The organism is Nostoc sp. (assembly GCF_036917675.1).
GTDB lineage: Bacteria > Cyanobacteriota > Cyanobacteriia > Cyanobacteriales > Nostocaceae > Nostoc.
Map to the genome: position 1 here is coordinate 134,609 of NZ_JBALCT010000014.1, position 22,265 is coordinate 156,873.

General features: G+C 43.8%; 22 protein-coding genes and 2 pseudogenes. 21 read left to right on the forward strand and 3 right to left on the reverse strand.

Features of this window, described 5'->3' with window-relative positions; all coding sequences use genetic code 11:
* Positions 1–37: 37 nt before the first annotated feature.
* The 5 genes from V7K31_RS04425 (at position 38) to lysS (ending at position 7,228) form a co-directional block, all read left to right on the forward strand.
* Complete coding sequence (locus tag V7K31_RS04425; RefSeq protein WP_335092813.1) at positions 38–307, forward strand: YlxR family protein; 270 nt, start codon at positions 38–40, stop codon at positions 305–307.
* A gap of 481 nt (positions 308–788) precedes the next feature.
* Positions 789–3,950, forward strand: a complete 3,162-nt coding sequence (gene infB / locus V7K31_RS04430; RefSeq protein WP_335092814.1) for a translation initiation factor IF-2 — start codon at positions 789–791, stop codon at positions 3,948–3,950.
* Positions 3,951–4,056: 106 nt separating this feature from the next.
* Positions 4,057–4,677: a low-complexity tail membrane protein gene (locus V7K31_RS04435; protein WP_334831558.1), complete on the forward strand. Its 621-nt coding sequence runs from the start codon at positions 4,057–4,059 to the stop codon at positions 4,675–4,677.
* A gap of 195 nt (positions 4,678–4,872) precedes the next feature.
* On the forward strand, positions 4,873–5,070 hold the full coding sequence (locus tag V7K31_RS04440; protein ID WP_334831556.1) for a hypothetical protein: 198 nt from the start codon (positions 4,873–4,875) through the stop codon (positions 5,068–5,070).
* Between the two features lie 472 nt (positions 5,071–5,542).
* Entirely contained in the window at positions 5,543–7,228 is a 1,686-nt protein-coding gene (lysS, locus tag V7K31_RS04445; protein WP_335092815.1) for a lysine--tRNA ligase, read from the forward strand.
* Between the two features lie 147 nt (positions 7,229–7,375).
* Here the strand turns inward: lysS and tnpA are convergent.
* Positions 7,376–7,606: pseudogene (tnpA, locus tag V7K31_RS04450) on the reverse strand (IS200/IS605 family transposase); the annotation flags it as partial.
* A gap of 123 nt (positions 7,607–7,729) precedes the next feature.
* Between tnpA and V7K31_RS04455 the strand changes: the two are divergent.
* Positions 7,730–9,016, forward strand: a pseudogene (locus V7K31_RS04455) (RNA-guided endonuclease InsQ/TnpB family protein); the annotation flags it as partial.
* Between the two features lie 72 nt (positions 9,017–9,088).
* Here the strand turns inward: V7K31_RS04455 and V7K31_RS04460 are convergent.
* Complete coding sequence (locus tag V7K31_RS04460; protein WP_335092818.1) at positions 9,089–9,349, reverse strand: hypothetical protein; 261 nt, start codon at positions 9,347–9,349, stop codon at positions 9,089–9,091.
* Between the two features lie 166 nt (positions 9,350–9,515).
* On the opposite strand from V7K31_RS04460, the gene V7K31_RS04465 reads away from it, so the two are divergent.
* The gene (locus V7K31_RS04465) at positions 9,516–10,121 is read left to right on the forward strand and encodes a DUF3318 domain-containing protein (RefSeq protein WP_335092819.1); all 606 of its coding nucleotides are present in this window, start codon (positions 9,516–9,518) and stop codon (positions 10,119–10,121) included.
* 122 nt (positions 10,122–10,243) lie between these two features.
* Complete coding sequence (locus tag V7K31_RS04470) at positions 10,244–10,435, forward strand: hypothetical protein (protein WP_334831549.1); 192 nt, start codon at positions 10,244–10,246, stop codon at positions 10,433–10,435.
* A 186-nt stretch (positions 10,436–10,621) separates the two neighbouring features.
* Here the strand turns inward: V7K31_RS04470 and V7K31_RS04475 are convergent, their stop codons facing one another.
* Positions 10,622–11,026 (reverse strand): hypothetical protein, encoded by a 405-nt coding sequence (locus V7K31_RS04475; protein WP_335092820.1) that lies wholly within the window; start codon positions 11,024–11,026, stop codon positions 10,622–10,624.
* Between the two features lie 1,295 nt (positions 11,027–12,321).
* On the opposite strand from V7K31_RS04475, the gene V7K31_RS04480 reads away from it, so the two are divergent.
* The 13 genes from V7K31_RS04480 to nuoK all read left to right on the forward strand — a co-directional run bounded on the left by V7K31_RS04480 (position 12,322) and on the right by nuoK (position 22,261).
* Positions 12,322–13,605 (forward strand): DHH family phosphoesterase, encoded by a 1,284-nt coding sequence (locus V7K31_RS04480; RefSeq protein ID WP_335092821.1) that lies wholly within the window; start codon positions 12,322–12,324, stop codon positions 13,603–13,605.
* A gap of 243 nt (positions 13,606–13,848) precedes the next feature.
* Positions 13,849–14,340 carry a DUF29 domain-containing protein gene (locus tag V7K31_RS04485; protein ID WP_335092822.1) on the forward strand — a complete coding sequence of 164 codons (492 nt, stop codon included), beginning with the start codon at positions 13,849–13,851 and terminating at the stop codon, positions 14,338–14,340.
* A 105-nt stretch (positions 14,341–14,445) separates the two neighbouring features.
* Complete coding sequence (locus V7K31_RS04490) at positions 14,446–14,856, forward strand: RusA family crossover junction endodeoxyribonuclease (protein WP_334825090.1); 411 nt, start codon at positions 14,446–14,448, stop codon at positions 14,854–14,856.
* Positions 14,853–15,992 carry a hypothetical protein gene (locus V7K31_RS04495; RefSeq protein WP_335092823.1) on the forward strand — a complete coding sequence of 380 codons (1,140 nt, stop codon included), beginning with the start codon at positions 14,853–14,855 and terminating at the stop codon, positions 15,990–15,992. Before V7K31_RS04490 ends, V7K31_RS04495 begins: the two co-directional genes overlap by 4 nt.
* 5 nt (positions 15,993–15,997) lie before the next feature.
* A complete protein-coding gene (locus V7K31_RS04500; protein ID WP_335092958.1) occupies positions 15,998–16,402 on the forward strand; it encodes a PIN domain-containing protein in 405 nt (134 codons plus the stop codon).
* A gap of 29 nt (positions 16,403–16,431) precedes the next feature.
* Positions 16,432–16,677 carry a hypothetical protein gene (locus V7K31_RS04505; RefSeq protein ID WP_335092824.1) on the forward strand — a complete coding sequence of 82 codons (246 nt, stop codon included), beginning with the start codon at positions 16,432–16,434 and terminating at the stop codon, positions 16,675–16,677.
* Positions 16,670–17,059 carry a type II toxin-antitoxin system VapC family toxin gene (locus tag V7K31_RS04510; protein ID WP_335092825.1) on the forward strand — a complete coding sequence of 130 codons (390 nt, stop codon included), beginning with the start codon at positions 16,670–16,672 and terminating at the stop codon, positions 17,057–17,059. Before V7K31_RS04505 ends, V7K31_RS04510 begins: the two co-directional genes overlap by 8 nt.
* A gap of 141 nt (positions 17,060–17,200) precedes the next feature.
* Complete coding sequence (gene sixA, locus V7K31_RS04515; RefSeq protein ID WP_335092826.1) at positions 17,201–17,695, forward strand: phosphohistidine phosphatase SixA; 495 nt, start codon at positions 17,201–17,203, stop codon at positions 17,693–17,695.
* A 107-nt stretch (positions 17,696–17,802) separates the two neighbouring features.
* On the forward strand, positions 17,803–18,939 hold the full coding sequence (locus V7K31_RS04520; RefSeq protein ID WP_335092827.1) for a citrate synthase: 1,137 nt from the start codon (positions 17,803–17,805) through the stop codon (positions 18,937–18,939).
* A 353-nt stretch (positions 18,940–19,292) separates the two neighbouring features.
* The gene (gene nuoH, locus V7K31_RS04525; RefSeq protein ID WP_334825076.1) at positions 19,293–20,411 is read left to right on the forward strand and encodes an NADH-quinone oxidoreductase subunit NuoH; all 1,119 of its coding nucleotides are present in this window, start codon (positions 19,293–19,295) and stop codon (positions 20,409–20,411) included.
* Between the two features lie 149 nt (positions 20,412–20,560).
* Complete coding sequence (gene ndhI / locus V7K31_RS04530; protein ID WP_335092828.1) at positions 20,561–21,145, forward strand: NAD(P)H-quinone oxidoreductase subunit I; 585 nt, start codon at positions 20,561–20,563, stop codon at positions 21,143–21,145.
* Between the two features lie 133 nt (positions 21,146–21,278).
* On the forward strand, positions 21,279–21,896 hold the full coding sequence (locus V7K31_RS04535) for an NADH-quinone oxidoreductase subunit J (protein WP_335092830.1): 618 nt from the start codon (positions 21,279–21,281) through the stop codon (positions 21,894–21,896).
* A gap of 59 nt (positions 21,897–21,955) precedes the next feature.
* Complete coding sequence (gene nuoK, locus V7K31_RS04540) at positions 21,956–22,261, forward strand: NADH-quinone oxidoreductase subunit NuoK (protein WP_006199065.1); 306 nt, start codon at positions 21,956–21,958, stop codon at positions 22,259–22,261.
* The last annotated feature ends 4 nt before the right edge of the window (positions 22,262–22,265 follow it).

The following is a 22,265-nucleotide window of genomic DNA, read 5'->3' on the forward strand; positions in this document are numbered from 1 at the left end:
TACACCCAGAATGCTGGAGTGAGATCACAGAGAATCGATGAAACCAAATTATCGGCGCTGTATTAGTTGCCGGAAAGTAGGCTCAAAAGATCAGTTTTGGCGGATTGTCCGCGTCTTTCCATCGGGAAAGGTACAATTAGATCAGGGCATGGGGCGTTCTGCCTATATTTGTCCAGAAACGGGTTGCTTACAAGCAGCTCAAAAAAAAAATCGACTAGGGCGATCGCTACATGCATCAGTGCCAGAAACACTGTACCAAAGCTTGTCGCAACGTCTAGCCCGCAGCAATACCCAAAACCAAATTTAATTGGAACAACTTTGTGGCGTAATCACCAGAAGAATTGTGTCGAAAGCCGAAGTCGCGCTTTCATCACACCCTTTGTTGATCGTTAAGGTTAGTGCCAAAATAGTAAATGGGTGTAAAAAGCATTTCGGCTCTTTAATTAATGAGGGGCGAGGCAACATTCCCAGAACAAGATGTAATCGATTGTGTTGTGGAAGACTCAGAATCAACAAAACAAGAAACTACAAAATGGCTTCCTGGTAGCGCTCAGGCGCATTTCGGCGTCAAGGCTTCCCGTAGAAATCTTTTATTTAAGGAATTTTTATGGATGCCCCTTAACCATCATTCCTGGTGGGGATGCCATTATTAAACCGAAACATCTCTCTTTCCTGATTGGAGGCACCGGCAAAAACTGAACGGCAACCTAAAAACAGTAATCCAAGGATGGAGATGTCGCAAGCCAGGCAACCATCCGCTAAAACTGTAACTTAAAGGGGAAGAGTGGATGAACAACGGCAAAGTTAGAATCTATGAATTATCAAAGGAATTGAATTTGGATAACAAAGAGCTATTAGCAATTTGCGAGCAGCTCAGCATCTCGGTCAAAAGCCATAGCAGCACGATTTCAGAATCCGAGGCAGAAAACATCCGCGCGGCAGCAGAAAAACTGCCAGCTACGAATGTGTCAGCCAAAAAGGAACTAGGTACAACCAGCCATAAGCCAAATTCACCACCTAACGGCGGACGTAACCGACCTGCTGCACCCCACAAACAGCAAATTTTGGAAATACGCAAACCCAAAATATTGAGAAATACTACCTCCAACGCCCCAGAGGCGTCACTTGCTAACAATACCCAAGCTGCCTTGTCTGAAGCTAATCCTCCCTCTCCTCCACGGCCTTTTGCTACACCAGTCTCACCCATGAAGCCGGCGGCACCAACTCGACCTGTACCCCGGAATCAATCTGAGACCCAAGAGCAACCTCCTGTCATCGACTTGGAACAAACGCCAGATCAAGATCAGGCATCGGAAAAAATAGCAGGGCAAAAACCGGAAAAAATAGTTCCACCCAGACCGAAATCGGAAAAACCGATCAAACCGCAATTAGTTGCTCCTCCAGCCAGACCTGCGGAAGAAGTTGCCCAGGTGGCAGACGAGCCGGTATCTCAGGCAGACAAGCCGATCCTCAAACGCGACCAACGGCTACGACCCGTAGAAGGCGATCGCGATCAAATTAAGCCAAAAGTCGCTAAACTGCCAACTGACCAGTCCCCACAAGCTGCACCACAAAGAACAAGTCGTCCTACCCCTTCACCCAGCAGACCAGAGCAGAGGGGCAATAGACCATCTGCTCCATCACAACTAGGAGAGGGGCAGCGACCCAGGCCAGCACGTCCAGGTGAATCAGCAGCCGCAATGCCGATCGCGACTCCACCCAGACAGATGTCAGGAATAGCGGGCAAATCTGAAGGATTAGGTGATGATGTAGTCGCACCTGATCTCCTCGATTTGAAACGCCCAAGTCCGCCTCGGCCAACCAAAGGTGGCAAAAAGTGGGTAGAAGAGGAAATCATTGACGAAGTTAAAGAGAAGGCTAAAGCTGGCGTCAAAGGCAAGCGGATCAAGCCCATACTTGATGATGAGTTTGAAGAAGATTTGCTGGATGATGACGATCTCGACTCACCAGCCACCGTCCAAGTCAGTCTTTCCATCGCCCGTCCTCCCAAACCCAAAGCGACTCGACCTGTACAGATGCCAGGCGCAATCCTTGCTAGTGCCCCAACTGCAAGAGGGAGAAAGTCTGGTTCCAAATCTGGTTCCAAGTCTGGTTCGGGCCGCGACCATCACCAGAACCGTCGCCAACAAGAAGCCGATACAAAACGTGATCGTCCCGAAAAAGTGGTGGTAACAGGGCCGTTGACTGTGCAAGAATTGGCTGACGTTTTAGCCGTTGCCGATACAGAGATTGTCAAAATCCTGTTCCTCAAAGGCATGGCGGTGAGTATCACCCAAAATCTGGATATTCCCACAATTACCCTGGTAGGAAAAGAACTAGAAATAGAAGTCGAAACCGCCGAGCGAGAAGCAGAAGCTCGGAAAATTACGGAAATGGTCGGCGCAGAAGACCGAGAATATCTCCACCGCCGTCCGCCAGTCGTGACAATTATGGGTCACGTAGACCACGGGAAAACCACCCTGCTCGACTCAATCCGCAAAACGAAAGTGGCTGCTGGCGAAGCTGGTGGTATTACTCAACACATCGGTGCGTACCATGTGGATGTCGTACATGAGGGCAAACCTCAGCAGATAGTCTTCCTGGATACCCCCGGTCACGAAGCCTTTACAGCTATGCGGGCGCGAGGAGCGCGGGTAACAGACATTGCCGTGTTGGTAGTGGCTGCTGATGATGGTGTCCGTCCCCAAACGATTGAAGCCATTAGCCACGCTCAAGCCGCAGGAGTGCCAATTGTTGTTGCAATCAACAAAATTGACAAAGAAGGGGCACAACCAGAGCGGGTGAAACAAGAGCTGACCCAGTATGGTCTGACCGCAGAAGATTGGGGTGGTGAGACAATCATGGTTCCCGTGAGCGCCATCAGAGGTGAAAATCTGGATACGCTCTTAGAGATGATTCTCTTGGTAGCAGAAGTTGGAGAACTATCTGCCAACCCAGATCGTGCCGCCAAAGGAACTGTAATTGAAGCACATCTGGATAAAGCCAAGGGAGCAGTTGCTACCCTGCTAATTCAGAATGGCACCCTGCATGTGGGAGATATCTTAGTAGCTGGCTCGGCCTTCGGTAAAGTCCGGGCGATGGTGGATGACAGAAGCAAGAGAGTAGACATTGCTTCTCCTTCCTTTGCTGTCGAGGTGCTAGGTTTAAGTGATGTGCCAGCAGCAGGCGACGAGTTTGAGGTCTTCCACAACGAGAAAGAAGCCAGAGCGATCGCTAGCGATCGCGCCGATAGACAACGCCTATCACGCCTGTTACAAGGACGTGTTACCCTTACAACCCTGTCGGCTCAAGCACAAGAAGGCGAGTTGAAAGAACTCAACTTGATCTTGAAAGGAGACGTACAAGGTTCCGTGGAAGCCATTGTGGGAGCGCTCAAGCAAATCCCCCAAAACGAAGTCCAAATTCGGATGCTGTTGGCTACTGCTGGGGAAATTACCGAGACAGATATCGACTTAGCAGCTGCCAGTAACGCTGTGATTATTGGCTTCAACACTACCTTCGCTAGTGGCGCCAGACAAGCCGCCGATGAAGCGGGTGTAGATGTCCGAGAATACAACGTGATCTACAAACTCCTAGAAGATATTCAAGATGCCTTGGAAGGTCTTTTGGAACCAGAGTTGGTGGAAGAACCCTTGGGTCAAACCGAAGTACGTGCCGTCTTCCCAGTCGGTCGCGGTGCTGTTGCCGGTTGCTACGTTCAATCTGGCAAGCTAGTTCGCAACTGCAAAGTCAGGGTGCGACGCAACGGTAAGGTGATCTTTGAAGGCGTCCTTGACTCCCTAAAACGGATGAAAGAAGATGCCCGTGAGGTCAACGCCGGTTATGAATGCGGTGTCGGCATGGATAAATTCAATGATTGGGTTGAAGGTGACATCATCGAATCCTATCAAATGGTTACGAAGCGCCGCACTCTCACCTTAACGAGATAGTGTTGAGGGTAAAATGGTTAGAAGTTAGGAGTGATAAATTAGGAGTTAGGAGTTAAAGGCTGCTAACTCCTAACTCCTAACTCTTAACTCACAATTATTTTATAATATGCATTCATTTCGCTCTGAACCTATTTTGTGGATTCACGTCGCTGGATTGGCGACGTTGCCTGTTTTTTTAGTACTCTGCTTATTGTTCCTGTCTGTAGGCGAGCCATTTTTGCCCGTCTGGATGGAGTTATTCTTAGTTGCCGCCATTGGTGTTCTCCCTCTGCTATGGATGCAGTTGCGCCGCCCTTTTTATATATTTGCTCTTTTAGGAATAGCCCTGAAGCCAGAAAATCTGACTGAACGGCAGCGAAAAATTCTCTGTTTAATTAATACAAAGTTAAATCGTATCCTAGCTCTAGTGGCAGCAGTATTGTCGGTTTGGGTGCTGTGGCATCTCTACCAAATTGCCCCATTAGTAGCAAATTCCGCTAAATTTCTCCCACAATGGCGCAGTGTTGCATTAGTGCTTGCGGGGTTAGCCTTTTTGGGCAGCAATCTTTTTTTACAAATACCTGTGAGTGTAATGCGAGTTTTGGTGACTAATGAGACAGAATTCGCTGGCATAGAGCCATTATCTTTAGAAAAGATTAAGCAAGATTTCACAATTTTAGGGGTGCGGGTTAATCAAATCGTGCCCCAATTGTTGCAATCCCTGTTTAGGATTAATACAGATTCATAGCAGCCCCGAAAGTATATTATTTCACTTTAAAGGGCTAGAAATAAGCAGCAGGGAGCAAGAATTTTAGATTTTAGATTTTGGATTTTAGATTGAAATTCAATCCAAAATTTAAAATCCAAAATCCAAAATTGAATTGCCCAACGCCCAACAAAATAACCAGTTACCGTTGAACTTAAAACAAAGGAATGAGGAACTATGGCTCAAATTCCAGCTTCTAGCGATCGCCAATTTTCTGCTAATACTGAAATTTGGTATAGTCTCAAATGTGCGATCTCCACGAGTTCCGGTTTTCAACGCTGGCAACTAGAACGCGATGCTCAGTTACAAGGAATTCGCCTGGAACAGCAAGTACAAGGGTATTTAAGGGAAACTTTAGAAACTTTAGCTTACTAAATACAATATAAATTTTCTCGGCTTGTTTGCAAGGAGCGAGTTGACGGTATGCACTCTGCAAGCGATCGCCATCAACTTCCACTTCATTTGTGGGATAATTTTTAATCCACCCTAGTCCCCCAAGGCATTGGGGGACTAGGGGGGGGTATTTTTACGTGCATATTACCTAGAAGTAAAACTCTTGTGGAGTGGGCAGCGTTCGATGGTTCCTGAGCCTTGTCGTACCCCTACGGGGAAGGACTGAGCGCTCATGCCGAAGTCTTGCCCGCCCTGGTTATGCAAATTCAAACTACATGAGCTTATCATCATCTGCAAAGTGCAAATACAGCGTTTTTCAGGTAAATTAGGTATACAACAATGTTGTGTGCCTTTACAATAATCTGTACAGAGGCGCTTGTTGCAATCTGTTGTATCTCTTACTCTTAACTTTTGCAGCATCTATAATTAATCTTGCCCTATTTAGTTCGTTACCATGTCGGAAGAAGATATCCGGGCCGCAAGGCTGGAGAAAGTAGAACAACTCAAGCAGCTAGGGACTAATCCCTATGCCTATCGTTGGGAATCTACCCATCATGCAGCCCAGTTGCAAGAAAGGTTTGCTGATTTATCCAGTGGTGAAGAAGTTGATTTAGAAGTTGCGATCGCTGGACGCATTATGGCACGTCGCGTTTTCGGTAAATTAGCTTTTTTCACTTTGCAAGATGAAACCGGCACAATTCAGCTTTATCTAGACAAAAATCGCATCCAAGAAAGCATGGCAGATATTGATGCCGATGCCTTCAATCACCTGAAGCAACTCACAGATGCAGGTGACATTCTGGGAGCCAAAGGTACTATTAAACGGACTGAAAAGGGCGAGTTATCTGTCTACGTTAAACAATATACTATTCTCACTAAATCCCTGTTGCCCCTACCCGACAAGTGGCATGGATTAACGGATGTTGCCAAGCGTTACCGTCAGCGCTACGTTGACTTGATTGTTAACCCGGAAGTGCGGCAAACTTTCCGCCGTCGCGCCCAAATTACTGCGGGTATTCGTCGCTATTTGGAAGAACGGGATTTTCTAGAAATTGAAACGCCAGTTTTGCAAAGTGAAACTGGGGGTGCAGATGCACGTCCATTTATCACTTACCACAACACTTTAGAAATGGAATTGTATCTGCGAATTGCCACAGAACTCCATCTCAAGCGGTTGATTGTGGGTGGTTTTGAAAAGGTGTTTGAATTGGGGCGAGTTTTCCGCAATGAGGGAATTTCGACTCGCCACAATCCCGAATTTACGACAATTGAACTTTACCAAGCCTACGCCGACTACAACGATATGATGGCGCTGACAGAAGGGATTATTACCACTGTCGCCCAAGAGGTACTCGGCACATTGCAAATCACCTACCAAGGGGAACCTATCGATTTGACACCACCTTGGCGTCGGGTGACAATGCACGATTTAGTTAAAGAATTTACGGGGTTGGATTTTAATTCTTTCCCAAGTTTGGAAGAAGCAAAAACAGCAAGTAAAAATGCTGGGATTCCTGGTGTAGATGATGCCAAATCAATTGGTAAGTTACTGAATTTAGCTTTTGAAGAAAAGGTAGAAGCTAATTTAATTCAACCTACCTTTGTAATTGATTATCCTGTAGAAATTTCGCCCTTAGCAAAACCGCATCGTTCTCAACCTGGTTTGGTGGAAAGATTTGAGTTATTTATCGTCGGGCGAGAAACTGGCAACAGCTTCTCAGAACTTACCGATCCCATCGAGCAAAGAGAACGTCTAGAAGCCCAAGCTGAAAGAAAAGCTGCTGGCGACTTGGAAGCGCAAGGTGTAGATGAAGACTTTTTGACAGCCCTTGAATACGGTATGCCGCCTACAGGTGGTTTAGGGATTGGGATTGATCGGTTGGTAATGTTATTAACTGATTGTGCCAGTATTCGGGATGCGATCGCCTTCCCTCTACTCAAGCCTGAAGGCAGCGTTATTAAGCAATTTACCTATGATCCAAAAACTCAAACACTGACTATTGAATTTGATAGTGGAAGTGTTTACGAGTATTTCAAAGTACCTCCTAGTGTCAAGGAAGACTTAGACAATGCACCGTCTAAAGGTCAATATTTTAACAAGTTTATTAAAGGTAAATTTAAGTATGAACAATTGAGTTGAGATAGTAAGTAGGTAGGCGTAATTAAATATAAGATCAAACCTCACCTTAAATGCCTCTCCAAAGCATCCCAGAGGGGAGCCGGAGGCAGAATGAGGTTTTATATTTAATTTGACCCACTTACTTAACTACCATTCAACAGTAGGGGTGCTCGGGACATTTAGAAAACAGTGAACATGGTCAGGCATTATTTCTAAGGCGATTAGTCTCCATCCATGCTCAACTACTAACTCTAATATAATTTCTTGTAAACGCTGTGCGACTTCTTTTATTAACACAGCTTTTCGGCGTTTAGGAACAAAGACAAAATGGTAGTTCAGAGACGAAACTGAACCGCTCGTGCGCCTGTATTCATAGTCTGACACTGATAGTTTAGCCATTAATTAAATGTTGTTGATTTTAGCTCTAAAAACATTTCTAGTAAAAGATACGGGAGGCAAAAATAAGTGTATAAGACCTGTTCAATTAGAGCTAAATTTCATGACGAGGAAACGTCCTTTTGGATGAACCAGTGCGAGAATGCTAACAGCTTGATAAATTGTGCATTGTACGAAACTAAGAAAATTCATTACGCCAAATTACAAGAAAATGGTAATGCTTTTACTACTTATTGGCGTGGCGATGATTTACGTAGTGGTTGGAAAACTTATAGATGCAGTACAACTTACCCAGAATTAGATTTGATTCTCAAGCAGAATGTGCATTACAAAGCAATGGCGGCACAATCAGCGCAACAAACGTTGAAGTCGGTTGCTGAATCGATTACAGCTTATAACGGACTGGTGAAAGCTTACTACAATGGTGAGGTTGATAAACCATCTTTGCCAAAGTATCGTAAGAAAGGAGGTCTAGCGGCTGTCACATTTCCACGTCAGGCTCTAAGTTTTAATGAGGGATATTTCAAGCCTTCAATCAGCAAAGGAAGTAAACCAGAATTACTGACTGAGATGAAGTTATATCTCCCAGAATTCATTGATTCATCCTGGGTTCAGGAAGTAACGGTACGACCAAACTTTGGGCAATTATGGATTGATTGGGTAATCGATGATGGTAAAGAAACAATAGAAAATAATCCCCAATTAGATTACACGCAAGCATGGAGTTTTGACCACGGCGGATCTAATTGGCTGACAGGTGTCTCAACTCATGGGAAAAGTTTGATTATTGATGGTCGTAAACTCAGATCATTAAATCAAGGATATTCACGTTTAGTTGCTAAATATAAGCAAGGCAAATCAGATTTTTATTGCGATTACAACCTTGATAGAGTGCAACGCAAACGGAATAACCAGATGCGAGATGGCATTAACAAAGCAGCCCGATTTATTATCAACCAATGCCTTAACGACCGAGTTGGCAACATTGTCATTGGTTGGAATGTTGGACAGAAGCAAAATTCAAACATGGGAAAAAGGAATAACCAGAATTTTGTAATCATCCCTACCAGCCGATTAATTGAGCGACTGAAACAACTCTGCCCGGAATACGGGATTACTTTGACAATTACTGAGGAGGCATACACCAGCAAGGCATCATTTCTTGATTGCGACTCCCTGCCCAGGCGTAGCGAAAAGCCCCAAGGGTGGAAAGCAAGCGGAAACCGCATAAGAGGTCAGTACAAAAGTCGTGATGGTTTCATTATCAATGCAGACTGCAATGGTAGCGCAAATATCATGAGAAAAGTAGCTACACAGCTAGGATTAAACCTAGCCAAGGTGGGTAGGGCATCTTTGACAGTGCCACAACGAATTGATTTGTTTACGAGATTAAATAAATCATATCGCAAACGTTGCGTAGTGGGTCTTCTAGACCCACTACGCAACATCAGTTTAGAATCCCCCGATTTTCAATCGGGGGAGATGTCAAGTAGGATTATAATCTTGCTGATTCGATATATCTTTAGAGGGGCGATCGCTACTCCAAGCCCACCACACAGAACCACAGTGGCAATAGTAGAACTCCTGCCATTTGCGACGATGATCTTCTGTAAGTACAGGCGATCGCCGATTTAGCCAAACTTTTTTAGCTTCCAAGCTACTAGAGCGGCAGCTAGGACAGCAAAACTCGTAAGCGTGTGTTGCCTCATTTGTCCATTCAGGCGGGATCGGAACAAAAGCGTCCATGTCGTTAAAAGTGCAGTCTCAATGGTGATCGAGAACTTTGAGGTTTTGAATTTGGGCGCAAACGGATACAATAAAATCCCGCCACATTATCAAATCACAAATCAAAGATTAACACGATTGATAACTAAAATAGTTACCATGCACATTATGGCTAATAATTAAATTTATGGAGCAAAATGTTGAAATTCGCCGTTTGTTAGATGTGATGCCTGCTTCGGCTCGGATGACGACAAAACTTGTTAGTAAGCCTCAGCAAGCAAAAGTGATTGATGCCTCCTTTCCCCAACCCTGGAATCAGACACGACCGATATATATTAATTTTGATTTGTGGCATCGCTTGACAAAGCCGCAACGAGATTTGCTACTGTTGCAGATGGTTAGCTGGTTGACGGGGGTGAAGTGGTTTAAACCCGACATTTATCAAGGTGTAGTGCTGGCTGGGCTGTTGGGCGGATCATTGGAAGCAGTACAATCAGATGTGGTGGGTGTAGCCGTAGCTGGGGGATTAAGTGCGATCGCTGCTTGGAGGATCTGGCGCACTAATAAGTCTCAAGAGTCAGAGTTAAATGCTGATACAGCAGCCATTAAAATTGCACAGCGACGCGGTTATTCAGAAACAGAAGCAGCACAACACCTGTTATCTGCAATTGAAGCAGTAGCTAAAATTGAAGGACATTCCAGTTTAAATTTTACTAAGTTGATTCGTTGCCAAAACTTACGAGCGATCGCGGGTTTATCACCAGTGGGTATGCCAGAAAGTTATGATAAGTAGAATAAATGTCTCTGCTGCATATTTGTAGCAACATTTAAAGTGAAAAGTCTTTATATGGGTTTTTGAGAGCGATCGCTAAAACTTAACTTAAATTCTGTCAGTTACTAATGGAGTTGATGGGAATGGGTAACTTTATTATTTTTGTCTTGATAGTAGTTTACGGAGGCGGCGTTTGGAAGTTTTGGAATGGCTTTGGGCGGACTAATTTTAATCCAACTTTGACCAATCGCATTGGTTTATCTTTGCTATGGCCAGCTTTGTTTATTACAAATCAATCCTATCGTCGAAACTTTAGAAAGGCGTTGAAGGGCTAGAGTTTACTATTAAGTTTAACGTCATCCGATCATGACGGTGGCATATATCTGAATATTAATCTAACCCCCCAAGCTCCCTTCCCTAGTAAGGAAGGGAGCTTGGGTTTGCTCCTTTTAGGAAAAAGAGGAATTAGGGAGGGATAAGTTCGTTAACCGTTGGAAGTATTAAACTGATGAATTTAGGAATTAGTGACCATTAGTTATTAGATGGATTGCTCCACCTACAGCCGCACCATCAACAGCATTGCCAAGGGTATGTCTACCATCGCCAGTAATTATGCCAGTCAAGGCGCTAGCCCCAGCCCCGACTCCGACATCTTGACCAAGGTTCCGGTGACTGCGACCGCGATGGTTTCTCAGACCATTTGCACCATTGACTGCTGCACCAGTGACACCACCCTTAGCAGCATTGCCTAATACACTACCATGTCCCCTAATAGCTCCTGTTACCACGTTGGTAACAGCCCCAATCCCTGCATCTCTTAGTACTTGGTCGTCAGCAGCAGCCGGTTTGGCGGGAACTAAGGTGACACCAGCTAGACTTGCAGCCATGAGGCTGGGTAGAAGTGTGCGTTTTAGGATATTATTCATTGTGTTACCTTCTCAAAACGTCAAACAATTGGCTAAAAACCAAACTTAGTACAGTCGGATAAAATCTGATTTTTTTATCTGAACGACAGCAACTATCTATTGTTTGAGGACATATATATAAATAATAGTCGCATTTATAAAGTATGACTGCCTCTACTGAAAGCATGAATATAGATTAAGCCTTGAGAAGGTCTTACTGATTTCTTAGACGATGCTGGAGATTACCTATTGACAAAATCAATTAAATATAAAACTCAGATGGAAAGTTGTATTTTTTCATTACTAGCAAGGGATTACTAACGATAAATCGCGTAGTGTTTACCCTATCTATCTAAAGATAGTTGCCAAAATAATTAAACTATCCCTCTTCTGTCAGTCTCGGAAAACATTTACCATTTCTAAATTCTAGAGCTTTTGTATAGCAAGCGATCGCGCGATTCTTTTCTAATAACAAATACAAGAGCGATTTTTTTCTAATAGTATAGCTTGTATTGATTGCCTTATGAGGGTTCTAGCGATCGCCCTCCCGGAGAGTGACAGAAGAGGGATATATGAAGAAATATAAATTCTTAGTAGGGGAGCCACTGCGTTCATACGTGTCAACTTCAGGTAAAAACCTGCCTAGAACCAGCTTTTAGATTGTCTCGTTAAGAGTCTCCGACTGGGAATGCCGTTCAAGAGGCTCCGCCTCTAGAAAAGCGGCAGAGCCGCCAAGAGCAGCATTTCCAGCAAGAAGGCTGGAAACGAGGTTTTAAAAGGGTTTGCGCTTAAGTTGACACTAATGAACTTGCTACAACGCGGGGAACCCGCGTTGTAGCAAGTGGCGTTGTGTTACGCCGTAGGCTAACGCACCTTGAATCGTTGACGGTGCGACGCTTGGCGACAACGCACCCTACATTTAAATTTATTAACATAGCTTGAAATATTAGCACCGGCTTACTTATGGGTAGCAGTTAAGTTACAGCTTCTAGCCCGAAAGTAATAATATAGAAACTATACCCTAAGTCAGAGAAAAATCCCGGTGATTCAATTTACGAAACAGAAAAAACGCTCCTAAAACAGATTTATGCTACCTACAGCCCGATATAGTAAACTTCTTTGTTTCCAGTAGTTTTACGCCCTCTAGGGGAATTTAGTTGATTGTTGAGCGCTGTTACTGACAAAAAATATACTCAGATGTATAGTGCAATGTCTTGATATTTTTGCGAAGATCATAATAATGTGGCTAAATTCAGTGAATTGCTGAACGTAGTATTTCTGAATTAAAGGAGCCTCACACTTTAAAAAAGTTCCCTATGTACTTTAATTCTCCCGTTACTCACTTTGAGAGTTTGTCATTGACCACAGAGCCAAACCCAGAGGAACCCGAAATCGACAAAGCGCCCGTGGAAGTAGCATTTAAGAGTCCGTCATTACCGCCATCGGTAGGTGAAGGAGCGATATATCTCAGTCACCGTGGTAATTCTCTGGCACAACAAAAGTCAGAAGAATTGCAAAAAACCCTTCTGGCACACCGACACGATCGCCAACTGGTAATTCTGCAAGATTTTCCTGATCCTGATGCCCTTTCCTGTGCGTGGGCTTACCAGTTAATTGCCCAGCAATATGATATCAAATGTGAAATCATTTATGCTGGCGCTTTGAGCCACCAAGAGAATATTGCCTTGGTAAGGCTGACTAATTTACCTGTTCAGCGATGGACACTCCAAACCTTGAAAACCAAAGATTTGTCATCTTATCAAGGTTTTGTATTAATTGATAACCAAGGAACCACTTCACAACTACTGTCATCGGTACAGCAGGCTAGAATTCCCTTAGTAGTACTCATCGACCATCACAGCATACAAGGTGATCTGCAATCAGAGTTTGAGGATATCCGTCCTTATGTCAGAGCCACGGCAACAATTTTTACTCAATACCTCCAAACAGGATTATTGGCATTAGATAGCAGCATAAATCAACATGTCAAATGCGCTACTGCCTTGATGCACGGCTTGCGATCGGATACAAATCGGTTAATGCAAGCGCAAGAAGAAGACTTTATGGCAGCTGCGTATTTAAGCCGATTTTATGACGCCCAACTGCTAAACGCCATTTTACAGGCGAACCGTTCCAAGCGGGTAATGGATGTGATCGAGCGATCGCTAAAAAATCGCATCGTCCAAAATAACTTTTCCATTGCTGGTGTCGGTTATTTACGCTATGAAGACCGTGATGCCATCCCCCAAGCGGCTGATTTTCTAGTCACCGAAGAAAACGTGCATACCGCCGTAGTTTATGGCATTGTTCACGATGAAAACGAAGAACTAGAAATAGTCATCGGCTCCCTGAGAACCAGCAAACTTACCCTTGATCCTGATGAATTCATCAAAGAAGCTTTTGGACAAGATAGCGCAGGGCGGTTTTTTGGCGGTGGAAGAACAAGCGCAGGCGGCTTTGAAATTCCGATGGGCTTCTTATCTGGCAGCAACGAAAATTCCCCCTATGCGAAAATGAAATGGGAAGTATTCGACGCTCAAATTAAGCAAAAACTGCTGAGGTTGGTTAATCCCAGAGACAACCCGATTCAGTCAGAATAGAGGGAGATCAAGGAGATGGGGAGAACTCCTAACTCATGCAGCAGTCAAAGTGTTTGGTCAGATAGCATCCCTAAATCATTCGTGATAAACATATATTTCCCGACTTTTTGGAAAAGTCGGGAATTTTGGTCTTTTCACAGAGGCTGAACTGATTGAGGATCTAGTTCGAGCCTAATGTTAAGTAGATAGACACAAATAAAATTAACTTGCACCTACCTATTTTATTTGCTAAGAAGGAGCGCCATGAAGTCTATAGAACTGCAAATCTTACAAACTCTGTATGAGCAAGATTTTTGTGCATGGGTAGAGCAGACAGCAGAGCTTTTGCGATGTCTACGACGGGCTTCGCCTACGCACCACTGGGACACGATGGATTTAGAACACTTAATTGAGGAAGTGGTGGACTTGGGTAAGAGTCAACAACGGGCGTTGCAAAGTGCGTTGCGGTTGCTGTTGTCGCATTTGCTGAAGTGGAAGTATCAGCCCGAACACCGTAGCCGCAGTTGGCAAGTGATCATTACCCGTGAGCGACTGAATATAGAGGAATTACTGCGAGAAAGTCCCAGCTTGCGCCGTTTTTTAAATGATGCTGAGTGGATTAATGCTACTGATCAGCGATCGCGGCGAGAGGCAATGGTGGAAACTAGTTTATCAGAGGATAACTTTGCGATCGTCTGTCCCTTTTCTGTAGATGAAATTTTAGACTTAGACTTTTATCCTAATGCTGGTGAATAACTATGTAGAAATTTTGTATAAGTGTAGATATACCCAATATGATGAGGAGTCATCTGTGAAAATTGCTGTAACTTTGTTAACTAATTATCAAGATATGCACTTGGAATGCGAATAATACCTTTTGAATTTCTCATTCCCAGACGCCCTGTTTCGTTACAGACAAAGAAAAAAGAAAACCTTCAGGCATGGAAGAATTTTGTGCGTGTTGAAGCTGAAAAAGTTTGGCAAGATCGGAGCGTCATTAAAAACGGCAATTTACAACTGACGCTAGTTTATCTTTGTGATGATTTTCCGGCTGATACCGATAATATTATCAAGCCGATTCAGGATGCACTTGTAGGCTTAGTTTTTCAAGATGATAGTTTAGTATCAGATGTAGAGAGCCATCGTCGGTTTATGTCTGACCGAATTGATAGAATAAATCTACCTTCGTTATTACACCGTGCTGTGGACACAGGTAAAGAGTGTGTTTATGTAAAAGTAAGTGAATCTCAACCATTGGAAAAATACTTATGACTAACAATACTAAAATTCTATACGAGGAAAAACTGAAATCTCTGGCAGAGAAGTACGAAAGTCAAGGGTTTCATGTTTTAACTGGACTCAAAACAGATGAATTACCATTTGATTTGGGTAACTACCAGCCAGATTTAATTGTTACTAAGAATAACTTAGGTTTTGTAATCGAAATAAGAACCAGCCTCAGCCGAATTTATGTGGAGCGTTTACAGGCTTTAGCAGAGGAAGTTAGTAAACATCCAGGCTGGCGTTTTTTATTGGTCACGCTTGAAGATATAGAAGGCAAATCCTTACCTGGAACATCCGAAAAACTTATTTCATGGCAAGAGCTAACCGATCAGTTTGTCCAAGCACATAAGCTTCTTGAAAATGATGAAATTCAGTCTGGTTTTCTTTCTATATGGAGTATTTTTGAGGACGCTTTAAGAAAGCGAGCAATCGATGTATCAATTCCTATTGAACGTTTTCCAGTTATAGGATTAATAAGACATCTGTACTCTTTAGGAGAGTTATCAATCTCTCAATTTGACATTGCTCAAGCTTGTTTGGAAGTTAGTAATCGTCTTGCTCACGGATATATTGAAAACCTAAATTTGCCATTTGTACATAATTTTGACAATTTGGTTCGTGAATTGTTAACTGAATGGAAAGTCGAATTCGATGTTAGTCAACTTTCATCAGAGGGTCTAGCTGCTTTTCATACCTGGTTTGCGGAATTCTATCCAGCAGCCCGGGATAAACGACAAGAATTAATCCAAAATTTAATAAATGATAAAAGTTTGCTTTTGGTACTAGAATTAGCTGGAGATTTAATAAATGAGAAACTAAAGAAGGAATCAAACTTAAACGACAAGCAGGTTATAAATGTCGAATTCGATGTTAGTCTATTTTCACCAGAGTCTCTGGCTACTTTTCGTGCCTGGTTTACGGAATTCTATCCAGCAGCCTGGGATAAACAGATTGAAAAAGATGTGACTCAACAAGAAACCCTATTGTCTATTACTGGCAGTCCAACCTTAGAACCTTTAACTGACCTTGACCCCTGGATTCAGAGTTTAATAGGTGTAATCCAGCTAGGAGAAGAAAATACGACAGAAAATTATGTGGATTATTTAGAGGAGAAATACGGTTGAAACGGGTGTTGTTCGACAGCGATGTGTTGCTCGATATTTTGGCACAGCGTCAACCATTTATCGTAGCTTCTGCACGAGCATTAAATACAGTAATGCAGAATCAAGTACAAGGTTATGTTTCAGGTCATGCAGTAACCAATATTTTCTATATTCTGCGTCGTCAAGTTGGTAATGAAGTAGCGCGTGAACTATTAGCAAAGTTATTGCAGCACCTTCAAGTTGCCAGCGTAACAGATGAAGTTATTCGGCAAGCTTTGAATAGCTCAATTAAGGATTTTGAGGATGCAGTAACGAGTGCTGCGGCGCTTACGGCAGGTTTAGAAATAATTGTGACGCGAAACACACCCGATTTTGTGGTTTCTTTAGTTCCGGCAATGCTGCCAGATGAGTTTTTGACAACGCTAATTTGAGTGAGTTTATTTTTTTGGGAGGTATAAAAATGACACAGCAAGAATTGTTTAATGAGTTTTTATCCCTTCCTACGGAAGCACAGCGTCAAGTAATCGACTTTATTGGCTTTTTGCGACAAAAATATGCAGCAGTTGAACCTGCCTCTCAGTCGCCAGATTTTGACTTGATAAATGATAACTTTATTGGGATGTGGAGCGATCGCCAAGATTTAGCTGATAGCACTGCTTGGGTGCATGGTGTTCGAGAAAATGAGTGGTCAAAGTCAGATGACTAATTCAACCATCGTTGATAGTGATATTCTAATTGATGCAGGTCGCGGTATTCTCGAAGCAGTAAAGTATTTGCCAAATCGGAAAGCGAGTTCCGGCTTGGCAATTAGCATAATCACACAGATGGAACTAATGGTTGGTTGTGCTAATAAAGCAGAACTACAAACATTAGAAAATTTCCTTAAGCAATTTTACATCATTAAGATTGACCAGGCTATATCTGACACAGCAGTTGATTTATTGCGGTCTTATCGGCTAAGTCATGGCTTGCTCATTGCTGATAGTCTCATTGCAGCTACAGCAATAGTCTGGAATTACCCGTTTATCACAAAAAACCAACGGGATTACAGATTTATTCAAGGTTTAAACCTATTGCCATATCCATAACACGTTAACTATGTTGCACTGGACAGATGGCAGATCAACGAATACGTAATCATGATTAAAGTTAGGATAGATTCATTAACATCAGACGTAAATCCTAACTAAGTACGGGCTACGCCCCGTTACGCTAACAAAACTCAAAATATGGAACTATACTTAATTCGTCATGGCATCGCCGAAGACAAGGGATTAGACATCAAGGATGAGGAGCGCAGCCTAACCAAAGAAGGAAGGGAAAAAACCGAAAAAGTTGCTCAGAAACTTGTTAAATTGGGTTTAAGCTTTGATTTGATTCTCACCAGCCCCTTAGTGCGGGCCCGCCAAACGGCTGAAATCCTTATAGCAAAAAAACTAAGCTCCCAGTTAGAGGAATCTAGCCACCTGGCCCCCGATGGTAAAATTTCTAGTTGGCTCAAAGACTGGTTAGAGCCAAGAAATTATTCCCAAAATACCCAATTGGCGCTGGTTGGACACGAACCTGATTTAACCAATTGGGCAGAAATTCTCCTATGGGGGGAAGCCAAAGAAAGCTTAGTCTTGAAAAAAGCAGGTATGATTGGGATAAAACTACCAGAAACAGGTTCTCCTCTGGGTCGTAGTCAGATGTTTTGGTTGACACCACCCAAGTACCTGCTATAACAGTTTTTCAACATTTCCAATTGTTGTTAGAATGGCTACTGTTATGGTGACAATAATTTCTGGTAAGTTAGCTTGATCAGATATTTCAAAAAGCGAATGGTGTTGCCATGATGGTGTGCGAATACAAGCCTGGTTTAGAAGGCATTCCCGCCGCCCAATCAAGTATCAGCTATGTTGATGGGCAAAAGGGAATACTAGAATATCGTGGCATCCGGATTGAAGAACTAGCAGAAAAAAGTACATTCTTGGAAACTGCTTATCTCTTAATCTGGGGCGAACTTCCAACCAAGGAAGAACTGAAAGCATTTGAGCATGAAGTTCGTTACCACAGGCGAATAAAATACCGCATTCGGGACATGATGAAATGCTTTCCAGAAAGCGGTCACCCAATGGATGCCTTGCAAGCTTCTGCTGCTGCTTTAGGCTTGTTTTATTCGCTCCGCGATTTACATAATCCTGTCTACATTCGAGATTCGGTGGTGCGCCTGATAGCAACCATTCCCACGATGGTGGCGGCGTTCCAACTGATGCGAAAAGGCAATGACCCGGTACGTCCCCGTGATGACTTAGACTATTCCGCCAACTTTCTATACATGCTCGATGAACAAGAACCCGATCCTCTGATGGCGCGAGTTTTTGATATCTGCTTGATACTTCAGGTTGAGCATACAATGAATGCTTCCACCTTCAGTGCTAGGGTGACAGCTTCCACCCTGACTGATCCTTACGCTGTGGTTGCTAGTGCCGTGGGAACTTTGGGAGGTCCTCTGCATGGTGGAGCGAATGAAGAAGTAATTCAGATGTTGGAAAAAATTGGCTCTGTGGAAAATGTTCGTCCCTACATAGACGATTGTCTGGAACGCAAAGCCAAGATTATGGGCTTTGGGCATCGTGTTTACAAAGTGAAAGACCCACGAGCTACAATTTTACAACGTCTAGCAGAGCAACTGTTTGAGAAGTTTGGGCATGACAAGTTCTATGATATTGCCCAAGAGATGGAACGCGTGGTAGAGGAAAAACTGGGTAGCAAAGGAATTTATCCCAATATTGACTTTTACTCTGGTTTAGTGTATAGGAAGATGGGGATTCCCACAGACTTGTTTACGCCAATATTTGCGATCGCCCGCGTTGCCGGTTGGTTAGCCCACTGGAAAGAACAACTAGCAGAAAACCGGATTTTCCGTCCTACCCAGGTTTACAACGGTCTGCACGAAGTTAGTTATACCCCCATTGACCAACGGTAACTCGGATGGGGCATTGGGCATGGGGCATGGGGCATTGAAAAGAGGCTCCAGGGGGAGGGTGCAGGGGGCAGAAGGGAAAACTCTTCTCCCTTCTCTTCCCCTGCTTCCCCTGCTTCCCCTGCTTCCTCATCCCCGCGTCTCCTCAATAGCCAATCCCAATGCCAATCATAAGTAGAAGTTCTCGTATCGCTTCAGAGGGCTAAAACCATCCAAGGATATACTAGGCATGGGAATTAGCAACAAATATTCAATCAAGCGTCATCTGGGCAAAAATTAAAATGGGTGAATTTACAGGTATTAATTCAACTAATAGTTGTAATTCACCATGACTCGATGTCTTAAAGAGCGGAAACATGAACTCAGGAATTGACCTCCAAGGAACTTTTATTGAATCCCTCCGGGATTTAGGTATACCAGCAGGAACCGCCAAAGCGATTTGGATGCCACTGCCAATGATACTGATGCTGATTGGGGCAACAGTGGGGGTATTAGTTGCTACTTGGCTAGAACGAAAAATTTCCGCCGCCGCACAGCAGCGAATTGGCCCAGAATACCAGGGGCCTTTTGGGTTGCTGGTGCCTGTAGCGGATGGTTTGAAGTTGGTATTTAAAGAAGATATAGTACCAGCCAAGTCTGACCCCTGGCTGTTTACCCTCGGCCCAATTATTGTTGTAATTCCGGTGTTTCTGTCGTTCCTGATCGTTCCCTTTGGGCAGAATATCGTAATTAGCAATGTCGGCATGGGCGTCTTCTTGTGGATTGCCTTGTCAAGTATTCAACCCATTGGCTTGCTGATGGCTGGCTACGCATCTAATAACAAATACTCCCTTTTAGGGGGCTTGCGGGCAGCAGCGCAATCTATTAGTTATGAAATTCCTTTGGCGCTGGCGGTGTTAGCGATCGCTATGATGTCTAATAGCCTCAGCACCGTTGATATTGTCAATCAACAGTCTGGCTACGGCATCCTGGGCTGGAACATTTGGCGACAACCAATCGGTTTCCTAATCTTTTGGATAGCCGCCCTAGCTGAATGCGAACGATTACCCTTTGACTTACCCGAAGCGGAAGAAGAACTAGTAGCAGGCTATCAAACTGAATACTCAGGCATGAAATTCGGTCTGTTCTACCTGGGTTCTTACGTTAACTTGATCCTTTCTTCCCTACTAGTAGCAATTCTCTACCTGGGCGGTTGGGACTTTCCCGTTCCCCTCAATCTGATTGCTGGTTGGGTGGGAGTCAGTGAATTAAATCCCGTCTTCCAGATAGTAACTGCGGCTTTGGGTATCATTATGACCGTGTTCAAAGCTTATTTACTAGTGTTTGTCGCCATCCTGTTGCGCTGGACAGTGCCACGGGTACGGATTGACCAACTGTTAGATTTAGGATGGAAGTTTTTGTTGCCAGTTGGCTTGGTTAATCTCCTATTAACCGCCGCGCTAAAACTAGCCTTTCCCTTCGCCTTTGGCGGGTAAAGCAATTTTAGATTTTAGATTTTAGATTTTGGTGAGGCAGCGCGGTCTTGGGGGTTTCCCCCATGAGTGACTGCCGAACCCGGAGGGATTAAGTCTGAAATCTAAAATCCAAAATTTAAAATTGAAAATTGAAAAGAGAGAGACACAAAATGCTAAAGTTCCTAAAACAAGTTGGTGATTACGCCAAAGAAACGGTACAAGCTGCGCGTTACATTGGTCAGGGGCTTTCTGTCACCTTCGACCATATGCGGCGGCGTCCGATTACCGTACAGTACCCTTACGAGAAACTGATTCTTGGCGAACGGTTTCGCGGTAGAATTCACTTTGAATTTGATAAGTGTATCGCCTGCGAAGTTTGTGTTCGCGTTTGTCCGATTAATCTGCCTGTAGTAGATTGGGAATACGACAAAGCCAGCAAAAAGAAAAAACTCAATCACTACAGCATTGACTTTGGAGTTTGTATCTTTTGCGGTAACTGTGTGGAATTTTGCCCCACTAACTGTCTATCCATGACAGAAGAATATGAGCTTGCCACTTACGATCGCCATGAATTGAACTATGACAGTGTAGCCCTCGGTCGCCTGCCCTATAAGGTGACAGATGACCCAATGGTTACACCACTGCGCGAACTAGTTTACCTACCCAAGGGCATCCTCGAACCACATGGACTGCCCGCAGATGCGCCGCGTCCGGGTGCGCGTCCAGAAGACCTAGTAGAACAAACAGAAAAATAAATGTCATTTGTCCTTTTCCTAGCGACCAATGACCAATGACCATGCAAATTTGTGATTTGTGATTTTGGATTAAAACAAAAATCTAAAATCTAAAATCTAAAATCCAAAATTGATTGACTAAGGACAAAAAACAGTGAATCTAGCGGAAGGAGTACAGTTAGTATCACTTGGCATACTGGGCGTGATGATGATTGGGGCAGCCATTGGTGTGGTACTGTTCTCCAGCATTGTCTATTCTGCCTTTATGCTGGGGGGCGTGTTCATCAGCATGGCGGGAATCTACCTGTTGCTAAATGGAGATTTTGTTGCCGCCGCACAAATACTAATTTACGTTGGGGCGGTTAACGTGCTGATTTTGTTTGCCATTATGTTGGTGAACAAGCGGCAGGATTTTGTACCATTTCCCAACTCTTGGGTGCGGAAAGTACTTACGGGTATAGTCAGTGTAGGATTGTTTGGTCTTTTAAGTACGATGGTGCTGGCTACTCCTTGGGCTTATTACTCAACTGCTCCTGTGGTGGGTGGTGAAAGTTCTATAGTTTTGATTGGAGAACATTTCTTCACAGACTTTTTATTGCCTTTTGAACTGGCTTCCATTTTGCTTCTAATAGCGATGGTAGGAGCAATTATTTTGGCACGTCGCGAGTATTTGCCAGACCAGCTGACGCCATCCGATCTGCGGCAAACTGTTTTGACTTTGCAAGAACGCCCCAGAGAACTAGTATCAACAACTAGCGAAACAAAAGAGTAAGATTTGCGACCTCAGTCGCAGATAAACAGCCATATTTTTGAGGAGGAATACCCAGATTCATGCAACTCCAATACTTTTTATTACTAGCGGCAGCTTTATTCTGCATCGGCATCTACGGCTTAATTACCAGCCGCAACGCTGTGCGGGTACTGATGTCAATTGAGTTACTGCTCAATGCTGTTAATCTGAATTTAATGGCATTTTCCAACTTCCTGGACTCAACATTAATTAAGGGTCAGGTTTTCACAGTATTTGTGATTACCGTGGCCGCGGCCGAGGCGGCGGTGGGTTTAGCGATCGTGCTTGCCATTTATCGCAACCGCGATACCGTCGATATGGAGCAGTTTAATCTCCTGAAGTGGTAATTGT

Excerpts from the sequence above, each read along its gene's own strand:
- ndhI (WP_335092828.1), top strand. The coding sequence starts at position 20,561 with ATGCTAAAGTTCCTAAAACAAGTTGGTGATTACGCCAAAGAAACGGTA.
- V7K31_RS04470 (WP_334831549.1), top strand. The coding sequence starts at position 10,244 with ATGGGTAACTTTATTATTTTTGTCTTGATAGTAGTTTACGGAGGCGGC.
- V7K31_RS04485 (WP_335092822.1), top strand. The coding sequence starts at position 13,849 with ATGAAGTCTATAGAACTGCAAATCTTACAAACTCTGTATGAGCAAGAT.
- V7K31_RS04505 (WP_335092824.1), top strand. The coding sequence starts at position 16,432 with ATGACACAGCAAGAATTGTTTAATGAGTTTTTATCCCTTCCTACGGAA.
- V7K31_RS04460 (WP_335092818.1), bottom strand. The coding sequence starts at position 9,349 with ATGGACGCTTTTGTTCCGATCCCGCCTGAATGGACAAATGAGGCAACA.
- sixA (WP_335092826.1), top strand. The coding sequence starts at position 17,201 with ATGGAACTATACTTAATTCGTCATGGCATCGCCGAAGACAAGGGATTA.
- nuoK (WP_006199065.1), top strand. The coding sequence starts at position 21,956 with ATGCAACTCCAATACTTTTTATTACTAGCGGCAGCTTTATTCTGCATC.
- V7K31_RS04440 (WP_334831556.1), top strand. The coding sequence starts at position 4,873 with ATGGCTCAAATTCCAGCTTCTAGCGATCGCCAATTTTCTGCTAATACT.
- V7K31_RS04495 (WP_335092823.1), top strand. The coding sequence starts at position 14,853 with ATGACTAACAATACTAAAATTCTATACGAGGAAAAACTGAAATCTCTG.
- lysS (WP_335092815.1), top strand. The coding sequence starts at position 5,543 with ATGTCGGAAGAAGATATCCGGGCCGCAAGGCTGGAGAAAGTAGAACAA.
- V7K31_RS04435 (WP_334831558.1), top strand. The coding sequence starts at position 4,057 with ATGCATTCATTTCGCTCTGAACCTATTTTGTGGATTCACGTCGCTGGA.
- V7K31_RS04480 (WP_335092821.1), top strand. The coding sequence starts at position 12,322 with ATGTACTTTAATTCTCCCGTTACTCACTTTGAGAGTTTGTCATTGACC.
- V7K31_RS04425 (WP_335092813.1), top strand. The coding sequence starts at position 38 with ATGAAACCAAATTATCGGCGCTGTATTAGTTGCCGGAAAGTAGGCTCA.
- V7K31_RS04490 (WP_334825090.1), top strand. The coding sequence starts at position 14,446 with ATGCGAATAATACCTTTTGAATTTCTCATTCCCAGACGCCCTGTTTCG.
- nuoH (WP_334825076.1), top strand. The coding sequence starts at position 19,293 with ATGAACTCAGGAATTGACCTCCAAGGAACTTTTATTGAATCCCTCCGG.
- V7K31_RS04520 (WP_335092827.1), top strand. The coding sequence starts at position 17,803 with ATGATGGTGTGCGAATACAAGCCTGGTTTAGAAGGCATTCCCGCCGCC.
- V7K31_RS04510 (WP_335092825.1), top strand. The coding sequence starts at position 16,670 with ATGACTAATTCAACCATCGTTGATAGTGATATTCTAATTGATGCAGGT.
- V7K31_RS04475 (WP_335092820.1), bottom strand. The coding sequence starts at position 11,026 with ATGAATAATATCCTAAAACGCACACTTCTACCCAGCCTCATGGCTGCA.
- V7K31_RS04465 (WP_335092819.1), top strand. The coding sequence starts at position 9,516 with ATGGAGCAAAATGTTGAAATTCGCCGTTTGTTAGATGTGATGCCTGCT.
- infB (WP_335092814.1), top strand. The coding sequence starts at position 789 with ATGAACAACGGCAAAGTTAGAATCTATGAATTATCAAAGGAATTGAAT.